Origin of the sequence: Hamadaea sp. NPDC050747, assembly GCF_040654195.1 — a bacterium.
In the GTDB taxonomy this organism is placed as follows: domain Bacteria; phylum Actinomycetota; class Actinomycetes; order Mycobacteriales; family Micromonosporaceae; genus Hamadaea.
The window spans coordinates 159000-176937 of the sequence record NZ_JBFAHM010000006.1 but is presented as its reverse complement, the minus strand read 5'-3'; the positions used below and the strand labels follow the sequence as shown (position 1 = coordinate 176937).

The following is a 17938-nucleotide window of genomic DNA, read 5'->3' as shown; positions in this document are numbered from 1 at the left end:
GCATGACGGAGACGACGGCGCTGATCGCGGGCCGGTACCGGCTGCTCGAACCGGTCGGCAAGGGTGGCATGGGCCGAGTCTGGCTGGCTCACGACGAGGTGTTGCACCGCCAGGTGGCGATCAAAGAAGTGGTCCCGCCGGCGTGGCTCACGAAGTCCGAGCGCGATCAGCTGCGGGAGCTGACCCTCCGGGAGGCGCGTGCGGCGGCCCGGCTGAACCACCCGAACGTGGTCAAGATCTACGACGTGCTCCACTCCGAGAAGTGGCCGTGGATCGTGATGGAGTACGTGCCGTCCCGATCGCTGCAGAAGGTGCTGGAGGAGGACGGGCCGCTGCCGCCGCGGGTTGCCGCGGAGGTCGGCCTGGCGGTGCTCGCCGCGTTGCAGGCGGCGCACGGGGCGGGCGTCCTGCATCGGGACGTCAAGCCGCACAACGTGCTCATCGGCGCCGACGGCCGGGTCGTGCTGACCGACTTCGGCCTGGCCACGCTGGACACCGACGGGGCGATCACCCGGCCCGGCCTGATCGCGACCCCGCAGTATCTGGCGCCCGAGCGCGCCCGGCTCGGCTTGTCCAGCGTGGAATCCGACCTCTGGTCCCTGGGCGCGACGTTGTACGCCTCGGTCGAAGGGCGTACGCCCTATGCCCGGCCGAGCGTGGTGGAGACGCTCACCGCGCTGGCCACCCAGGAGCCGGACCCGTTGCTGCAGGCGGGGTCGCTGAAGCCGGTGATCGACGGGCTGCTGCGGCGAGACCCGCGTACGCGGATGACGTCGGCCGAGGTCGAGCGGCTGCTGCTGCGGGCGGCGAACGGGCAGTCCACCGATCTCGAGGCGCGCCGCCGACGCCGGATGCGCCTGATCCTGGCCGCCGTCCTCGTCACGGCGATCGCGGCCGGGAGCGGAGCCGCCGTCGCGGCCGCCCGGACCGGCGGCGCCGGCGGCGACCTGGACCAAGCGTCGCAACTGTCCACCGCCGTTCAGGCGGGCGTGGTCGCCTGTGAGCAGCCGCCTCCCCCCGACGCGCATCCCGTGCCCACCGACCGGCCCGGTCCCCCCGGTACGCCCAAACTAGTGAACGGCTTCACCTGGTACTTCCGGCCCGGCAGCTTCGGGGTGGGCGTGCCGGTCGGGTGGCGTACCTGGTCGGTGGGGTCGACCGCCTGCTTCGCCGACCCTCGGGGCGGGCGGGTGCTGGCCGTCGACCCGATCCGGCCGGCGACGGAGGATCCCGTCCAGGGCGGCCGCGCCGAGGAGCGCCGGTTGATCGACGCCGGTGTTCTTCCCGGCTACGCGCTGGTGCATCTCAAGCCGCTGTCGATGGCGGTCCCGGCCGCCGAGTGGGAGTTCACCTTCGACTCCGGCAGCGTCCGGCGCCACGCGGCCGCACTGGTGATCAGTCATCCGGCGGCCGACCTGATCGTCTACTGGGCCACCGACGACGCCGACTTCCCGCCGAACCGGGCTTTGTACGACGTGGTGCGCGCAAGCTTCCGGCCGCCCCCGCCCGGGGCCGGCCAGCGGCTCCCGGTCTTTCCGACGGGGTCAGGCGCCCCGGTCGGTTGAGCGGCTCGAATCGGATTCCCCGGTGTCTTCGTCGCAGCAGGGCGAAGACCTCCCGGCAGAGGCCGGCAACACTGTTACCTTGGGTCACCGATTGAGCACAGGGGGTGCACTATGCGGGTGACGCACCGCGCAACCGCCATCGCCGCCACGATCGTCGTCGGCTGCCTGGCGGCGGCCACGGTGTTCGCCGGAGTCCGGCTGCTTCGTGATGACCGGCCTGCGGACAGCGCCACCCCGGACGCCAGGGCCGTCGAACAGGTCGCGAACAACGCGCCAAGGACGTCCGGCTCGGACGACATCGTGACCTTCGCCGGGATCGCTGACATCAAGTTCGGCGACACGGTGGCCGAGGTGACCGCGGAGCACGGACTCACCAAGCATCAGGGCGCCTGCGTGATGCAGTTCGGCGACCTGACCGGCGTCGACCCGGTGTTCGCGCAGGACCGGCTGGTGTTGCTGTGGGCGCACGCCCCGGTGCGTACGCCCGAGGGAATCTCCGAAGGCAGCAGCGTCGAGGCTGTGCGGCAGGCGTACTCGGATGAGGTCGAGCTGACGCCGCCGGCGGGCAGTCACGCGTACCCGGGGATCATGGTGCGGCAGGGCGACGCGGCGTACCTGTTCCTCCATGACGGGACGACGGTGCGGAAGGAGGTCGCGGGCTACGCTGACTACGTCCAGCGGCTCTACACGGACGGCTTCGGCGCCTGCTGAGCCCGCTGGCGTCCGCCGACGCAGCCGGGAGAACGCCATGGTCACGCCGTTCACCAGTGACGAGTACGCCGACCGAGTGGCCCGGGTCGCCCGCGCGGCGGCCGGTGCGGGCCTGGACGGGCTGCTGATCACGCCCGGCCCGGATCTGGCGTACCTGTGCGGGTATACGCCGCCCGTCACGGAAAGGTTGACGCTGCTGGCGATCGCGGCCGACCGGGACCCCGTCCTCGTGGTGCCCCGGCTCGAACGCGGTGACGCCGAGAAGTGTCCGGGCGCGAGTCACCTCCGGCTCGTGGACTGGCCGGACGGCACCGATCCCTACGCCGTCGCCGCCGAACACTTAGGCGCTGCGGCGTACGCGATCTCGGACTCCGCCTGGGCCATGCACGTCCTGGGACTGCAGCGGACGGCCCCGCACATCGCGTACAAGTCGATGACCGAAGTCCTGCCCATGCTCCGGGCCGTGAAGGACGACGCGGAGCTGGCGCGGTTGCGCGGTGCAGGTGAGGCCGCGGACCGCGCGTTCGAGGCGATCCTGACGATGGCCTTCGCCGGGCGTCGTGAGCTGGACGTGGCCGCGGACCTGACGCGGCTGTTGCACGACTTCGGGCACGAGCGTGTGGACTTCGCCCTGGTCTGTTCCGGACCGAACGGCGCGAACCCGCACCACCACGCGGGCGAGCGGGTGATCGAGGACGGCGACATGGTCGTGCTCGACTTCGGCGGGCTGCGCGACGGCTACGGCTCCGACATCAGCCGGACCGTGCACGTCGGCGAGCCGACCGAGGAGGAGCTGACCGTGCACGACGTCGTACGGCGAGCGCAGCAGGCCGCCTTCGACGCCGTCGCCCCCGGCGTGCCGTGCGAGGAGATCGACCGGGTCGCCCGCCGGATCATCACCGAGGCCGGGTACGGCGAGCAGTTCGTCCACCGGACCGGCCACGGCATCGGCATGAGCGGCCACGAGCCGCCCTACCTCGTCGAAGGCGAAGGACGGCAGCTCGTGCCCGGGATGTGCTTCTCCATCGAGCCCGGTATCTACCTCAAGGGGCGGTTCGGGGTGCGCATCGAGGACATCGTCACCGTCACCGAGACCGGTGGCGAGCGGTTCAACCTCACCACGCGCGAACTGGCCGTCGTCGGCTGACGTGATCATCGCGTCAGCCATGCTGCTTCAGGCGGCGAAATGTCCGCCGAAACCGCATGGCTGACGCGACGATCATGCTTGAGGGGCGCTCGAGTGGGGTAGAAGACCGCCGTGCGTGTCATGGTCTTCGCCCCGGCGCCGCAGTTGACGGTGACCGTCGAACGTCCCTCGCGGGGCGGCACCGACGAGATCCACCTCCACGCCGGCGGTCAGGGTGTCTGGCAGGCCCGGATGATCGCCTCACTGGGCGCGCAGGTGGTGTTCTGCACCGCGCTCGGCGGCGAGGCCGGGCAGGTGCTGTCCACCCTCATCGAGTCCGAGGGCATCGAGTCCAGGGTCGTCGAGACGAACTCGGCGACCGGGGCGTACGTCCACGACCGGCGGGGCGGCGAACGCCGTGAGGTCGCGGTCATGCCCGGCGAGGCGCTCGGCCGGCACGAGCAGGACGAGTTGTACGGGCTCGCCCTCAGCGAAGGTCTGCGGTCTCAGGTCAGCGTGCTGAGCGGCATGGCGGAGACGCAGGTGCTGCCGCCCGACATCTACCGGCGGCTGGCCGGCGACCTGCGTCGCAACGGCGGAACCGTGGTGGCCGACTTGTCCGGGGCGTACCTGGACGCGGTGCTGGAAGGCGGGCTGGCCCTCGCCAAGGTGTCGCATGAGGAACTCGTCCGGGACGGCCGGGCCCCGACCGAGCGGACCGCCGACCTCATCTCGGCCATGCGACGGCTGCGCGACGGGGGAGCGCGGGCGGTCGTCGCCACCCGGGCCGAGAAGCCGGCGCTCGCGTTGCTGCCCGACCCCGAGGACACCATCGTCGAGGTACGCATGCCCGAGCTGGAACCGGCCGACCATCACGGCGCCGGTGACTCGATGACGGCCGGGATCGCCACGGTGCTGGCCCAGGGCGGTGACCTGCCCGCCGCCGTACGCCTCGGCGCGGCCGCCGGAGCGCTCAACGTGACCCGCCACGGACTCGGCACCGGCCGGGCCGACGCCATCGCGCGCCTGGTCGAGCGGGTGTCGCTGCGGGCGTACGAGGGCGAGCCGATGCCGCCCATGGACGGTCACGCCACGCCCGACGAACTCGCGCATCGGACCCAGCCGGGAGGCCCAGCATGACCAGGGTGGTGGTGACCAACGACGACGGCATCGACGCGCCGGGCCTGCATCAGCTCGCCGCCAGCCTCCACGAGGCGGGACTCGACGTGGTCGTCGCCGCACCGAGCCGGGAGCGCAGCGGTAGCAGCGCCGGGATCACGGCGACCGAAGAGGGCGGCCGCATCGTCGCGGAGGAACGCGAACTGCCCGGGCTGCCGAACCTGTGCGCGTACGCGGTCGCCGCGACGCCGGGCTTCATCGCGATGATCGCCGCCCGGGGCGCGTTCGGCGATCCGCCCGATCTGCTGCTCTCCGGGATCAACCGCGGGGCCAACTGCGGCAACGCCGTCCTGCACTCGGGCACGGTCGGGGCCGCGTTCACCGCCGCGATCGGAGGCGTACGCGCGATGGCGGTCTCGCTCGACGTCCCGCACGGCAAGGTCGACGGGGACCTCCATTGGGCGACGGCCGGACGGCTCGCGGTGGAGCTGCTTCCGCTGCTCGACCAGGTGCCCACGTCGGTGGTGCTGAACCTCAACGTCCCCGACGTCCCGGAAGTCGCCGGACTTCGGCAGGCCCCGTTCGGCGGCTTCGGACAGGTGCAGATCGGACTGGCGGAGATCACCGCAGGGGCAGTACGCACAACCCTGGAGGAGACCTCCGAACAGCCCAAACCCGGGACGGACCTGGACCTGCTCGCCCAGGGGTACGCCACGATCACGCCGGTGCGCCCGTTGCAGGAAGCCCCGATCGAGCTGACCCTGCCCCGCTGAGGCCCCCCGCTCGGCGGCCCCGGCGGGCCTTCGCCCGCCCGCCCCGCTGGCTGTACGCCCGCGCCGCTGGCTGTACGCCCGCGCCGCTGGCTGTACGCCCGGCGCGCTGGCTGTCCGCCCTGCCCCGCTGGCTGTCCGCCCTGCCCCGCTGGCTGTCCGCCCGCTGGCTGTCCGCGCGATCATGAACTAACGGTCGTGATCAACATCCTGATCAACTCCGCGACGGACTGATCAACTCGGATATGTCTGACCCCCTTCGTAGGCTGCGCCCGTGAGCATGGAGTCGACTGTGGAGTTCACCGTGGCGACCGCGCCGTTCGCTCGGGCCGCCGCGCGCGCCGACCGGCTGCTGCCGCCCCGGGCGGCCCGCGCGGGCGGCGTACGGCTGGACGTCACCGGGCAGCAGGTGCGGCTGAGCGCGTCCGGCGAGGAGGCGGCGGTCTGGGGTGACGTCGCCGCCGTCGCGAACACCGACGGGGTCGTGGCGGTAGGTCGCCGGGCGCTGGCCTCGGTGCTGGCCTCGCTCGACGCTCCGGAGGTCCGCGTACGCGTGGAGGGGTCGCGCCTGGCGATCCGCACCGGCACTGCCCGCTTCGCGTTGCCGCTGCTCGATCCGGCCGCGCTCGGTTCCGTTCCGGAGCCGCCGCCGGTCGCCGGGCGGGCGCCGGCCGAGGCGGTCAAGGCGGCCGTCGCGGCGGTCGCCGGAGCGGCGTCCCGTGACGGATTGCCGCTGTTCAGCGGCGTACGCGTCCGGTCGGACGGCGATCGGCTCCGGCTTGCCGCCACCGACCGGTTCCGGCTGGCCGTCGCGGCGGTGCGCTGGACCGGCGAGGGAGCGGTCGACGTCCTGATCCCGGCCGGCATCCTCGCCGAGGCGGCCCGGGTGGTGTCGGGAGCGGAGGTGACGCTGCTCGCCGATGCTGATCGGCTCGGGCTGTCCTGGGCCGAGGGTGGCGTCGCGGTGTCCTCCCTCGCGTTGCCGTTCCCGGACGCGCAGCTCGACCGGCTGCTCGGCGTACGCCCGGAGTGCACCGTCGACGTGGAAGCGGGCCGGCTTCGGGCGGCGGTCGAGCGGGCGATGCCGTTCGCCGGTCCGATCGGGACGGTGACGCTGGAGGCGGCCGACGGCGTCGTGGTGGTCCGCGGGTCCGACGACGGCGCGGGCGACTCCCGGGAGGAGGTCAAGGCGCAGACGGCTGGCTCCGCGACCGCGTTCTACCAGGGCCGTTACCTGCTCGACGCGCTGCGCCCGTTCGGCGACGAGCGGGTGGTGCTCCGCCTCCAGACCGGTATCCAGCCGACGAGCGTCAGCGCCGCGGCCGACGACACCGACGGCACCGAGCTGCGCTATCTCGTCGTGCCGCTGCGGAAGGCTCCGTAATCTGCTCAGGTGACCCGTGAGCTGATCGTCCTCGGCACCGCCAGCCAGGTGCCGACCCGCCAGCGCAGCCACAACGCGTACCTGCTGCGCTTCGACGAGTACGGCGTGCTGTTCGATCCGGGTGAGGGCGCGCAACGGCAGATGCTGCTGGCCGGGCTGCCTGCCTCGGCCGTCGACCGGATCTGCGTGACCCACTTCCACGGCGATCACTGCCTCGGGCTGCCCGGGATCATCCAGCGGCTGTCGCTCGACGGCGTAGACCATCCGGTGCCCGTGCATTTTCCGGCGAGCGGGGCGACCTTCTTCGAACGGCTGCGGCATGCGAGCTTCTTCCTCGACCGTTCGCCGGTCGAGGCGGCTCCGATCGAGGCCGACGGGCTCATCGGCACCGGCCCTTTCGGTTCCCTGTACGCCCAACGTCTGCGCCATTCCGTCGAGTCCTACGGCTACCGGCTCGTCGAGCCGGACGGCCGGCGGATGCTGCCGGATCGGCTGGCCGCGGCGGGCATCTACGGTGCGGAGATCGGCCGTGTGCAGCGCGAGGGCGGCCCGCTGCTGGAACAGGTCAGCGAGGTACGCCCCGGCCAGGTGGTCGCGTTCGTCATGGACACCGGGCTGTGCCCGGCCGCGGTCGAGCTGGCCGCCGGGGCAGACCTGCTCGTCATCGAGGCGACCTTCCTCAGCAGCGAGACCGAGCTGGCGGCCATCTCCGGGCACCTCACGGCGGCTCAGGCCGGCTTGATCGCGGCCGAGGCGGGCGTACGCAGACTCGTCCTCACGCACTTTTCGCAGCGCTACACCGAACCGCACGCGTTCGCGGAGGAGGCGGCTCAGGCGTACGCGGGCGAGATCGTCGTCGCGGAGGACCTCACGCGGGTCCCGCTCCCGCCCCGCCGCTGACCACCCCGTTGACCCGCCCGTTGACCCGCCCGCTGGATCAGGGTTCTCGGTCGAATCACGCTCCAAGATTCGACCGAGAACCCTGATCCAGCGCCAAAAAGCGGCAGAGCTAAGGAGCGCGAGCGGGTCAGGGGGTGGGGAGTTCGACGGCCGCCCGGGCCTTGACGAAGTCGCTCGTCACGCTCGCCGAGGTGCGGTAGTAGAACCCGAGCACGCCGTAGGTCTCCTGGTCGGCCCAGAGACAGACGGCGATCGTGATCCCGCTGGCTTTGGCGTCGGCGCATTTGGCGCTGCCGCCGAGCGGGCCGGGGTTGACGTCGTGGAACGGACCGGCGTTGAGGCTGGTCTTGAGGCCGTGGGTCATGCCGCCGGCCCAGGACGCGGGGTCGCCGACGGGCGCGTCGACCGCGATCACCATGGTGAGCTTCTGCTTGGCGAGGTTGCCGTAGAACCCCGAAACGGCGTCCTCGGTCTCCGGCGCGGTGTCCTTGAACTGCAGCGTCATGCCGTCGGCCAGCTTCTGGAGGGTGGCGTCGGTCAAGCGCGGCTGGCTCAGCAGCTTCGCGGGCAGGGTCACCTTCCGTGTCGCCGCCTCGGTCGCTCGCGCCGCCGGCGACTCGGCCGCGCTGGGGCTGGCGAAGGCGGTGGGCACGGCGATCGGTTCGGCGCGGTCCGCGCGGGGGATCAACAGAAGACCTCCGACGAGGCCCGCAGTGATCACGGCCACGCCGAGCGCCAGCCACACGGCGGTCCTGCTTCGCTTCGACTGGTACGCCTCAAGCCGGGGTGTCTGATCCGTCATCGCAGCTCCTGGGGGGTGAGCCAGTGATGCTAGTCGAGCCCGAAGCGCCGATGGAATCCCAGCTCGGCGCGTCCGTGGTGATCGTCACTCGGTCGAGCGTTGGGTGATCGCCGATCTTGGGTTTAGAGTCCGGTGTACGGAACGGTTTCGTACACCGTGACTCGAAGGGGGAGGGGAAGCCATGACCGACACCATGTCGCAGCCGGACGTCGACGTGCGCCGACCCGTCTCGCGCCGGGGGGCTGGTCGCCGCGAGGCGATCTGCGAGGCGGTCTTCGAGTTGCTCGCCGAGGTCGGCTACGACCGGATGACGATGGACCACGTGGCGGAGCGCGCGCACGCCAGCAAGGCCACCATCTACCGGACCTGGGCCGACAAGCCGGAGATGGTCGTCGACGCGATCGTCCAGCACTTCGGCGAGGAGCCACCCCCGGTCGACACCGGGTCGCTGCGCGGCGACCTGCTCGACCTCATGGACCGGGCGTGCACGGCCGCGAACCGTGCCGACGGCGACGTCATCACCGGCCTCATCACCGCGGCGGGTCACACGCCCGCCCTGGCGAAGGCGCTGCAACGCACCATCTTGGAGTCCAAGGCGTTCCTGTTCACCACCATCGTGGAGCGGGCGATCGCCCGGGGCGAGGTTCCGCAGGGCACCGACGCCCAGACTCTGCAAGAAGTGATGCACGCCATGATCGTGAGTCACAAGACCTGGCAGTGCGGCCCGATGGCCGAGGCGTACGCGGTGCACGTCGTCGATGACGTGCTGCTGCCCGTGCTGCGACGGTCCGCCGGCTGAAATATCGCCTTCAATCCAGCGAAATCCAATTGTCGGACACGGCTTCTAGCCTGACCGGGTCCGGCGGCGGACGCGTGCGCTCTTCGGCCGCCATCTCACACCTCAACGGGAAGGGACATTCATGTCCAACGACACCACGACGGCGCCCACCTCCGTCGGCACCTCGTCCCGGGTCGACGCCGGTCAAGCGGCGTCGCACCCGCCGGACCGACGGCGCTGGCTGGCCCTGGTCGTCATCGCCATCGCGCAGCTCATGGTGGTCCTCGACGCGACCATCGTGAACATCGCGATGCCGTCGGCGCAGGAGGCGCTGAACATCTCCCAGGCCGACCGGCAGTGGATCGTCACGGCGTACACGCTGGCCTTCGGCGGCCTGCTGCTGCTCGGCGGCCGCATCGCCGACTTCGCCGGGCGCAAGCGTGTGCTGCTCATCGGCCTCGCCGGCTTCGCCCTCGCTTCCGCGCTGGGTGGTGTGGCTCAGAACGGCGCCATGCTCTTCGCCGCCCGAGCGCTTCAGGGTGTCTTCGGCGCACTGCTCGCCCCGGCGGCGTTGTCCCTGATCACGGTGACGTTCACCGAGGTCAAGGAGCGGGCGAAGGCGTTCGGCGTGTTCGGCGCCATCTCCGGCGGCGGCGCGGCCGTCGGCCTGATCCTGGGCGGTCTGCTCACCCAGTACCTCGACTGGCGCTGGTGCCTGCTGGTGAACATCCCGGTCGCGGCGATCGCGATCCTGCTGGCGATCCCGATCGTCCGGGAGAGCAAGGCGCACGGCAACACCAAGTACGACATCCCCGGCGCGGTGCTGTCCACTGCCGGTCTGGTCACCCTCGTCTACGGCTTCACCAAGGCCGCCGAGGACGGCTGGACGTCGGGCGTCACGCTGACCCTGTTCGCGATCTCGGCGGTGCTGCTCGTCGCGTTCGTGGTCGTCGAGGTGCGGAGCGAGCACCCGCTGCTGCCGATGCGCGTGGTGCTGCAGCGCAACCGGGGCGGCTCCTACCTGACCTCGGTCACCCTGGGCGCGGGCATGATGGGCATGTTCCTGTTCATGACCTACTACTTCCAGGGGACGCTGCAGTACTCGCCGCTCAAGAGCGGTGTCGCGTACCTGCCGTTCTCGGCCGGCATCATCCTCACGGCCGGTCTGGGCAGCGCGATCCTGCCGAAGGTCGGACCGCGGGTGATGATGACGGTCGGCGCGCTGCTCGCGACCGGCGGCATGCTGTGGCTGACCCAGCTGAAGGCGGACTCGTCCTACCCGAAGCTGATCATGCCCGCCCTGGTCATCATGGCGGTCGGCATGGCCTGCTGCTTCGTGCCGCTGGGCAACACCGCGCTGTCGGGCGTGTCCGAGCACGACGCCGGCGTGGCCAGCGCGATGATCAACACCTCGCAGCAGGTCGGCGGGTCGCTCGGCGTGGCCGTGCTCAACACGGTGTTCACCACGGCCGTCGCGAACTACATCGTCGACAACGGCGGACCGACCCCGCAGAACCAGGCGCTGGGCGCGATCCACGGCTACAACGTGGCGTTCACGGTCAGCGCGGTCCTGCTGGCAGTCTCCGCGGTCATCACCTTCGTGATGATCCGGCGGGACCGGACCAACTCGGCCGTCCCGGGCGGCGCCGTCCACATCGGATAGGTTCACGGCACGGAACAGGGGCGGGCTCCCAGGAGGGAGTCCGCCCCTGTCGTGTCGCTGCTATTTCGCGTACACCTCGAATTCCCAGAGCGAGTAGCCGTAGGACGTGGCGCGCGTGACGCCCGTCATACGCACGTACCTCGCGCTGACCGGCGTGAAGGCGTCGATGTCGAGGCCGCCGTTGCCGGTGGTGGTCGACCAGACCGTGGTCCAGGCGCTGTTGTCGGTCGAGACCTCGATCCGGTACGCGCGCCCGTAGGCCGATTCCCAATGCAGCAGGACCCGGCCGACGGTCTGGGCCGAGCCGAGGTCGACCTTGATCCAGTTGCTGTCGTTGTAGGAGCTGGACCAGCGCGAACCGTCGTTGGCGTCGACCGCCTTGCCCGGCGTGTAGCTGGTCAGGAACTGCGTGCTGGACGCCGTCGCGGTCTTGCCGTTGGCCAGGTTCGCGATGGTGTCGCCGCGGTGCGCGGGGAACGAGACGACCTGCTGGTAGGTCGGGCGGTTCTGCCAGCTGATCTTGTCGTCGGTGATCCCGCCGAGCGGGGACTGCACGACGCTGTCCGCACACCACTGGTCGCCCGCCGAGCAGTACTTGTCCGCCGGGTACACCGTGGCCGCCGGCGTCGCCGCCGCGCTGCTCAACGTGCTGAGCAGCATCGATCGGCAGGCGGTCAGGCTGCCGCCGCCGCAGTAGGTCGCCGCGAGCGGGCCGCTGACCGGCCGGCCGAGGACCGCGCGCAGATCCTTGCTCACGTAGCCCCACCAGCCGTGCTGGAACGACGAGCCCTTGTGGCCCTGGGTGTCGTTCAGCGATCCGCCGCTGCCGGCCGGATCCTGCTGCCCGCCCGACGGCGACTCGTTGATCTGCATCGCGCCGACCAGGGAGGCGTACAGGCTGTCGCCCAGCGTCGGTTTGAACTCGCCGGAGACCAGCAACGGCCACCAGGCGTCGAAGACCCGGATCGCGTCGGCGTACTGGTAGGCGTGCGATCCGGCCGACGTCTCCAGCCGCCGTCCACCCGCGTTCAGCCAGGTACGCAGACTGCTCACGAGCGCGGCCTGATTGGCGTCGGTGACGGTCTGGCTCTCGATGACGTCCAGCGCCAGATCCAGGGTCTCGGTCGCCCTTAGATCGGAGACTGCGGCGTCGGCCATGACGCGTACGACGTCGGCGCGGGTGAGTTTCCGCCCGCCCGCCGTCGCCGCGCGGACGCCCTTGTCCAGCAACTGCGCCCGGTGCACGGGGCCGAAGCTGAAGTTGCCGTCGGCGGCGCTGTAGTCACCGGCCTGCTTGTTGTTCCAGCTGACGAAGAAGTCCTGGTTCACCGCCTGCGGATGCGCGCTCGCGGGCGTGTATGCGGCCGTGTTGGTGTCGGGGTTCCAGCTGACCCACTCGTGCGCGGCGTCGGCCTTCTGCGGCAGGTTCGGATCCGCCGTCGACTGGCGCTGCGGGTTCGATCCCGAGTTGAAGTAGGCCGCCTGGGTGTTGTTGAGGTAGAACCAGTTGAAGGCGTATCCGACGTTGGACGCCGAGGTCGTGAACGCGGCGGCGTCGCCCATCTGCGACGGGTCGTTGAACATCTGGAAGCCGATCGCCGAGTCGGCCTCGTGGCGATAGGTCGAGCGCAGCGACGTGTACGCCGTCGGCACGCCCCCGGCCAGCCCGCGATGCGTGACCAGGCCGTACTTGGTGCGGTAGGTGATCAGGGAGTAGGACCCGGCCGGCGTCGAGTCCGCCGTCGTGGGCTGCCACGCGTTGTCCTGCCGCAGCGTCTCCATCGGCGTGCACACCCCCCGGAACAGGTACGCCATCGAGTTCACCGTCGGGGTGGACCCGTTGGTCTCGCAGAGCTGGACGGCGTACGTGTCGGTGATGTCCTGCCCGGCGGAGGTGGCACTCCAGGCGTAGTCCTGGCCCCGGCCGAGCTGCACGTAGAGGTTGACCCCGGCGAACGACGCGCCCCGGGCGCTGATCCCGGGTCCCTGCAGCTCCTCCAGCATGAGCAGCTGCGGCGAGAAGTAGCCGGTCTGCGGACCGAACACGGCGATGGGGTTGCCGGTCGCGGTCATGGAGCCGGAGACGACGATCGCGTTCGACATGCCTTTGCGCTCGGTGGCGGGCTCGACGGCCTCGGCGGACACCCCGGCACTTCCCGTTCGGTTGTAGACGACCGGTACCCCGGACGTCGTGCCTCGGTCGGGCAGCACCACACCCGTGGCGTTCGCTGGTGACTGCCCGTAGGGGAAGCTCTGCCCATTGTGGAGTGTGAGCAGCGTCTCCGGGTCGTTCTGCTCCCGGAAGGCGCGCCAGACCTGGTCGCCGACGGTCGCGCCGTACTTCGCCTGGGCTTCCACCCGGACGAGCGCCGAGGCCATCTCGCCGCCGCCACCACCGCCGAACAGGCCGCCGACGACGCCGGAGATGGCCACGATGTCGGTGACCTTGAAGGGTTCCGGGCCGCCCTCGTTGGTGACCGCGTCGAGGTGACCGGTGAGCACGTACTCGCCGGGGCAGTCCACCGGCGACTGACTCATGCAGTGGTTGATGTACGCGTTGACGCCCGCGATGTACTGCGTGATGTCGGTGTAGAGCTGCGCTCCACGGGCGCCGCGGCTCTGCAGGGCGGTCACCTGCGCCTGCAGATCCGCTTCGGTGTACGGCGAATTGCGCCAGACGCTCTGCTCCAGCTCCTGATTGCCGGGTGAGCCGCCGGCGAAGGTCGTCAGGGTGCCCCGGCCGACATGCCGCAGCAGATCCATGAGGAACAACCGGTCCTGCGCACCGGCGTACCCGGCGCCGAACATGGTGCCCTCACGGGTGGTTCCCGTGACGTGCGGTACGCCGGTCGCCTTGTCGCGCACGATGGTGACGTCGGACCGGGGGCTGATCGTGCTCTCCACCTGCCCGGCCGGCACCCCGAAGGCGCCGTCGTTGTAGAACTGGCCGATCTGCTCGTCCGTCAACCCGGTGTACGCGCTGAGCAGGTTCGCGTACGCGGCGAGCTGGTCGGCGGAGTGGGCCGGGCGGGTGCCGATGCTTTGGTGCAGCAGGATTCCGGCCAGCGTGGCGTTGCCGTTCTCGCCCGGCGGCAGGATGTCGTTGCACTGGTCGAGGCAGTAGTCGTTCGTCTTGAGGTACGCGCTCGCGGCGGCCGCGGGGGCGGCTGGGGCGACGGCGACCATCGCGGCGGTGAGGACCAGGACGAGGGTGGCCCTGGTTTGGAATTTGACGGACATGGGCAGTGTCCTTTCACGACGGAACTCTCGGGTAATGCGAAAGGTTGTCGCGTTTACCGGACAGTAACGTTTAGCGCCCTCAATGTGAAGGGGTCAAAGATGTTCGCCTGGATCGGAGTCGCCCTCTTCGCGATCTCGCTGCTCGTGCAGTGGCTGGACGTGGAGACCAACGACATCATCAACGCGTCGACGCTCAACACCGCGGGTCTGCTCTTCGTGGCCCTCTCGCTCGCGGGATGGGCGCCTCGGGCGTACTGGCGGGGTCGCCGCCGCTGACCCACCTCGGCCCGCGAGGGCTTGCGAGCCGTCCCCGCGGGCCCCTTAAATGATCTAGGCGAGAAATGGCTGCCCCAACGACCATTTCTCGCCTGGATCGTTTTCGTCGCCGCACAAACACGGGTGCCCGCCCTCCGAATCAGGAGGGCGGGCACGGCTGCGCCTGGAGCTACAGGTCCTGCGGACGCGTCTTTCGGCCGGACAACACGTCCCGCATCTTGTCGATCGTGCCGAGCGCTGGGTCCACCACCTTGTTGAGTGGCGGGGTGGACGGCGTGTTCGGGTGCGGCCGGGTCGGCGCCGCCTCCTCGAAGATGTCGATCCGGTTGCCCAGCTTCACTTGCTCTTCGCGGTCGAGCCGGCGGCGCAGCTCGGGGTAGATGTCCTCGTCGGCCGTGCGTACGTGCCGGCGCAGGTGCAGGTCGGCTCGCGCGAGCAGGGCGGCGAACTCCGCACCGTCGGGGTCCGCCTTGTGCAGGTCGGCCAGGACGCGCAGGATCTCGCGATCGGCTTCGATCTCGTCGTCGACGATCCGGTCGCCGTTGTCGAGGGCGGTGCGGGCGGCCGGGTAGAGCTCCTGCTCCTCGGCGGACAGGTGACGGCTCATCGCGGCGATGAAGGCGTCGGCGATCTGCCGGGTCTCGGTCGTCCCGGTCGTGACGGCGCCGGTCGCGGTCAGGGCATCTTCGAGGAGGGTCTGCAGCCGGGTGTGCTCGTCGGCGAGAACGCGTGCGATGCCGCGTCCGCCCCATTCCTCGGACTCCCAGCTCTCCGGATCCGTTACAGTCAAGGCTCCTCCTTCGGTCGGCGAGGTGATTGCCCGTCCGGCCGGTTTCCGAAACCCCGCCGGAGTGCCGATGCGTCGTTTCACCCTCCTCGCCGACATCGTGCCGACATGGCCGGACGGGCCGGCGTGGGCCGACGGGCCGACTCCTGGCCAGGGCTGGAGTGAACAGGGCTACCTACGGCTCGTCGGCATCCTGATCGGCGTGGGCATCCTCTGGTTCGCGATCCGGTCGATCTTCGGCAAGAAGAAGTAGGTGATCCGGGGTACCGTGCGTGCATGGTGGGCGAAGACTCGGCGCCCGGCTGGAGCGCGATCGACGCCGCGTTGGAGCGGCTCTACGGCGATGCCGTCCCGCTGCACGTCGCCCCGGAGCTGCCGTCCTACCTCGGCGGAGTCGAGGCGCTCGACGGGATCAGCATCTACGCGCGGGAGGATCCGGTGCCGCACTGGCACCTGATCAGCTACGGGATGTCGGAGCTGTACGAGAAGCGCAGCGAGAATCCGGTCGACTCCGGATTCGGCTTCGAGTTCACCCTCCGGGCCGCACGCCGTCCGGCCGGGGATGCGCCGCCGGCCTGGGCGGTGCTGCTGATCCAGCAGCTGTCGGCTTACGTGCTGGCGACGGGGGAGTGGTTCACGCCGGGCCAGACGTTGCGGCCGGGCCGGTTGACCCTGGGCGACCTGGACACCCGGCTGACCGCCCTGGGCTTCATTGTGGACAGTGAACTGGGCACCATCCCCACGCCGTTCGGCGGGCTGGCGTTCCTGCAGATCGTGGCGCTCTCCGACGCCGAGTACGCGGCCGCCCAGGACGGGAACGCGCGAGTGGTGCTCGACGCCATCGGGGAGAAGGTCCCGCTGCACGTGATCGACCCGGCGCGGCCGTCGCTCTGGTGACTTGACGCCGGACCGTCGCCCGCCAGGTGGATCCTCCGCCGGATCACGGTTCCCGGTCGAATCTTGCCCCAAGATTCGACCGGGAACCCTGATCCAGCGCCGGAAGCGGCAGCGCCCGAAGCGGCAGCGCCGGAAGCGGCAGCGCCCGAAGCGGCAGCGCCAGGCGCAGCGCCTGCGTCAGGAGATGTCGCGGTTCCGGGTGATGAGGGTGCCGATGACGCCGGTGACCGCGGCCCAGGCGAGCAGGACGAGCCCGCCGACCCAGTAGTGCGGCTGTTCCGGCAGGTCGACTCCGCTGACGAGCAGGCTGGACGCGTTGGACGGCAGGGCCCAGGCGAGCTGCTGGATCCAGTCCTGGTCGAGCCACAGCGACAGCAGCTGGACGATGATCGAGACCGCCAGGGTGCCGACGAGGTACAGGATCAGCGCCGTGACGGTGGCCCCGATCTGGCTGCGGATCAGGACGCCGAAGCCGACGCCGATGAGCCCCCACAACGCGAAGGCGAGCAGGTTCAGCAGGATCGAGCGGATGACCGCCGAGTCGCCGAACGCCGCCTCGGCGTTCTCGATGTTGAGGAAGATGACCGTGCCGATGACGCTGAGCACGGTCGTCACCGCCCAGAGCAGGAAGCCGAAGATGGCCGCCGCCACGGTCTTGGCGACGATGACGGCCGTCCGGTGCGGGGTCGCCAGGAAGGTCGTCGTGGCCGTCTGGTGGTAGAACTCGTTCGTCACCGTCAGGATGCCCAGCAGCAGCACGAACATCAGGCCGAAGTACTGCCCGGTGGTCGCGAGGTAGGCGGTCATCGCCGCCGGTTTGGCCATCGCGCTGAAGGTCGCGGCCTGATCGTCCGGTACGCCCTCGGGGTTGAGGACGTAGTGCGACTGGACGGCGTTGACGAGGAAGGAGAGTCCCCAGAGGACGACCGTGCCGAGCGCGAAGAGCCACCACACGTTGGTGGTGCGGATCTTCAGGAACTCGCTGCGGATCAGGTTCATCGGATGGCCTCCTTGCCCGCGGTCAGCTCGAGGAAGACCCGTTCGAGGTCGGGCCGCTCGGTGACCAGTTCGTGCAGCGCGACTCCGGCCCGCAGCGCGGCTTCGCCGACGGAGGCCGCGGTCGCGCCGGTGACGACGAGCGCGCCGTCGTCCTGCCGGGCGACGGTCGCCGAGTCCAGCGCCGCGATCAGCTCGTCCGGCTTGGGCGTACGCACCCGGACCAGGCCGCCGTCGCCCATGTTGCCGACGATGTCGCTGACGGCGCCCTGCGCGACGAGCTTGCCGGCCGCGATGATGACGACGTCGTCGGCGAGCAGTTCCATCTCGGAGAGCAGGTGGCTGGAGACGAGGATGGTGCGACCCTGGGCGGCCAGGGACTGCAGGAAGTCACGCATCCAGCGGATGCCCTCGGGGTCGAGGCCGTTGGCCGGCTCGTCGAGGATGAGCACCTGCGGGTCGCCGAGCATCGCCGTCGCGATGCCGAGCCGCTGGCGCATGCCCAGCGAGTATCCCTTGAACTTCCGGTTGGCCGCCGGAGTCAGCCCGACGATGGCGAGGACTTCGTCGGCCCGCGACGCCGGCAGCCCCGCCGCCGCGCAGATGACCCGGAGGTGGTTACGGCCGGTCCGGCCCTTGTGCGCGCTGGACGCCTCCAGCACCGCCCCGACGCTCTTGGTCGGGTCTGTCAGGTCTGCGTATCGGTTGCCGCCGATGGTCGCCGTCCCGGCGGTGGGACGGACGAGGTTCAGCAACATTCGCAAAGTGGTGGTCTTGCCCGCGCCGTTCGGCCCGAGGAAACCGGTCACACGCCCCGGCTTCACGGTGAACGACAGCCCGTCGACGGCCTTGACCTGTTTGTAGTGTTTGGTCAGGCCGGACACGACGATCTCACCGTTGGTGATCTCACTGCCCATCGGCACA

Annotated in this window: 17 protein-coding genes; 12 read left to right on the top strand and 5 right to left on the bottom strand. The window is 70.4% G+C overall.

The genetic code is table 11. The features are described 5' to 3' along the window. Positions 1 to 2: 2 nt before the first annotated feature. From AB0H43_RS15640 to AB0H43_RS15610, 7 genes are all read left to right on the top strand, one after another. Complete coding sequence (locus AB0H43_RS15640; protein WP_360000025.1) at positions 3 to 1565, top strand: serine/threonine-protein kinase; 1563 nt, start codon at positions 3 to 5, stop codon at positions 1563 to 1565. A 117-nt stretch (positions 1566 to 1682) separates the two neighbouring features. Next, complete coding sequence (locus tag AB0H43_RS15635; RefSeq protein ID WP_360000024.1) at positions 1683 to 2276, top strand: hypothetical protein; 594 nt, start codon at positions 1683 to 1685, stop codon at positions 2274 to 2276. A gap of 37 nt (positions 2277 to 2313) precedes the next feature. Beyond that, a complete protein-coding gene (locus AB0H43_RS15630; protein ID WP_360000023.1) occupies positions 2314 to 3423 on the top strand; it encodes an aminopeptidase P family protein in 1110 nt (369 codons plus the stop codon). Positions 3424 to 3543: 120 nt separating this feature from the next. Further along, positions 3544 to 4542, top strand: a complete 999-nt coding sequence (locus tag AB0H43_RS15625; protein WP_360000356.1) for a PfkB family carbohydrate kinase — start codon at positions 3544 to 3546, stop codon at positions 4540 to 4542. Beyond that, the gene (locus AB0H43_RS15620; RefSeq protein ID WP_360000022.1) at positions 4539 to 5294 is read left to right on the top strand and encodes a 5'/3'-nucleotidase SurE; all 756 of its coding nucleotides are present in this window, start codon (positions 4539 to 4541) and stop codon (positions 5292 to 5294) included. The genes AB0H43_RS15625 and AB0H43_RS15620 overlap by 4 nt, the downstream gene beginning before the upstream one ends. Before the next feature lie 277 nt (positions 5295 to 5571). Next, complete coding sequence (locus AB0H43_RS15615) at positions 5572 to 6675, top strand: DNA polymerase III subunit beta (protein WP_360000355.1); 1104 nt, start codon at positions 5572 to 5574, stop codon at positions 6673 to 6675. Between the two features lie 9 nt (positions 6676 to 6684). Continuing rightward, positions 6685 to 7575 carry a ribonuclease Z gene (locus AB0H43_RS15610; protein ID WP_360000021.1) on the top strand — a complete coding sequence of 297 codons (891 nt, stop codon included), beginning with the start codon at positions 6685 to 6687 and terminating at the stop codon, positions 7573 to 7575. A gap of 127 nt (positions 7576 to 7702) precedes the next feature. On the opposite strand, the gene AB0H43_RS15605 is transcribed toward AB0H43_RS15610, so the two are convergent. Next, positions 7703 to 8377: a hypothetical protein gene (locus tag AB0H43_RS15605; RefSeq protein WP_360000020.1), complete on the bottom strand. Its 675-nt coding sequence runs from the start codon at positions 8375 to 8377 to the stop codon at positions 7703 to 7705. A 181-nt stretch (positions 8378 to 8558) separates the two neighbouring features. Between AB0H43_RS15605 and AB0H43_RS15600 the strand changes: the two genes are divergently transcribed. Continuing rightward, a complete protein-coding gene (locus tag AB0H43_RS15600; protein ID WP_360000019.1) occupies positions 8559 to 9176 on the top strand; it encodes a TetR/AcrR family transcriptional regulator in 618 nt (205 codons plus the stop codon). Between the two features lie 121 nt (positions 9177 to 9297). Further along, positions 9298 to 10818, top strand: a complete 1521-nt coding sequence (locus AB0H43_RS15595; protein ID WP_360000018.1) for an MFS transporter — start codon at positions 9298 to 9300, stop codon at positions 10816 to 10818. Positions 10819 to 10878: 60 nt separating this feature from the next. Here the strand turns inward: AB0H43_RS15595 and AB0H43_RS15590 are convergent, their stop codons facing one another. Continuing rightward, positions 10879 to 14058, bottom strand: a complete 3180-nt coding sequence (locus tag AB0H43_RS15590; protein WP_360000017.1) for a penicillin acylase family protein — start codon at positions 14056 to 14058, stop codon at positions 10879 to 10881. A gap of 99 nt (positions 14059 to 14157) precedes the next feature. Here AB0H43_RS15590 and AB0H43_RS15585 point away from each other — a divergent pair, with 99 nt between their 5' ends. Continuing rightward, entirely contained in the window at positions 14158 to 14334 is a 177-nt protein-coding gene (locus AB0H43_RS15585) for a hypothetical protein (protein WP_360000016.1), read from the top strand. 169 nt (positions 14335 to 14503) lie between these two features. Here AB0H43_RS15585 and AB0H43_RS15580 read toward each other — a convergent pair whose 3' ends face one another. Beyond that, on the bottom strand, positions 14504 to 15124 hold the full coding sequence (locus AB0H43_RS15580; RefSeq protein ID WP_360000015.1) for a hemerythrin domain-containing protein: 621 nt from the start codon (positions 15122 to 15124) through the stop codon (positions 14504 to 14506). A gap of 67 nt (positions 15125 to 15191) precedes the next feature. Between AB0H43_RS15580 and AB0H43_RS15575 the strand changes: the two genes are divergently transcribed. Both AB0H43_RS15575 and AB0H43_RS15570 read left to right on the top strand, forming a co-directional pair. After that, the gene (locus AB0H43_RS15575; RefSeq protein WP_360000014.1) at positions 15192 to 15374 is read left to right on the top strand and encodes a hypothetical protein; all 183 of its coding nucleotides are present in this window, start codon (positions 15192 to 15194) and stop codon (positions 15372 to 15374) included. 23 nt (positions 15375 to 15397) lie between these two features. Next, complete coding sequence (locus AB0H43_RS15570; protein ID WP_360000013.1) at positions 15398 to 16018, top strand: suppressor of fused domain protein; 621 nt, start codon at positions 15398 to 15400, stop codon at positions 16016 to 16018. Between the two features lie 177 nt (positions 16019 to 16195). Here AB0H43_RS15570 and AB0H43_RS15565 read toward each other — a convergent pair whose 3' ends face one another. Further along, a complete protein-coding gene (locus tag AB0H43_RS15565; protein ID WP_360000012.1) occupies positions 16196 to 17017 on the bottom strand; it encodes an ABC transporter permease subunit in 822 nt (273 codons plus the stop codon). Beyond that, complete coding sequence (locus tag AB0H43_RS15560; protein ID WP_360000011.1) at positions 17014 to 17931, bottom strand: ABC transporter ATP-binding protein; 918 nt, start codon at positions 17929 to 17931, stop codon at positions 17014 to 17016. The genes AB0H43_RS15565 and AB0H43_RS15560 overlap by 4 nt, the downstream gene beginning before the upstream one ends. Positions 17932 to 17938: the final 7 nt, after the last annotated feature.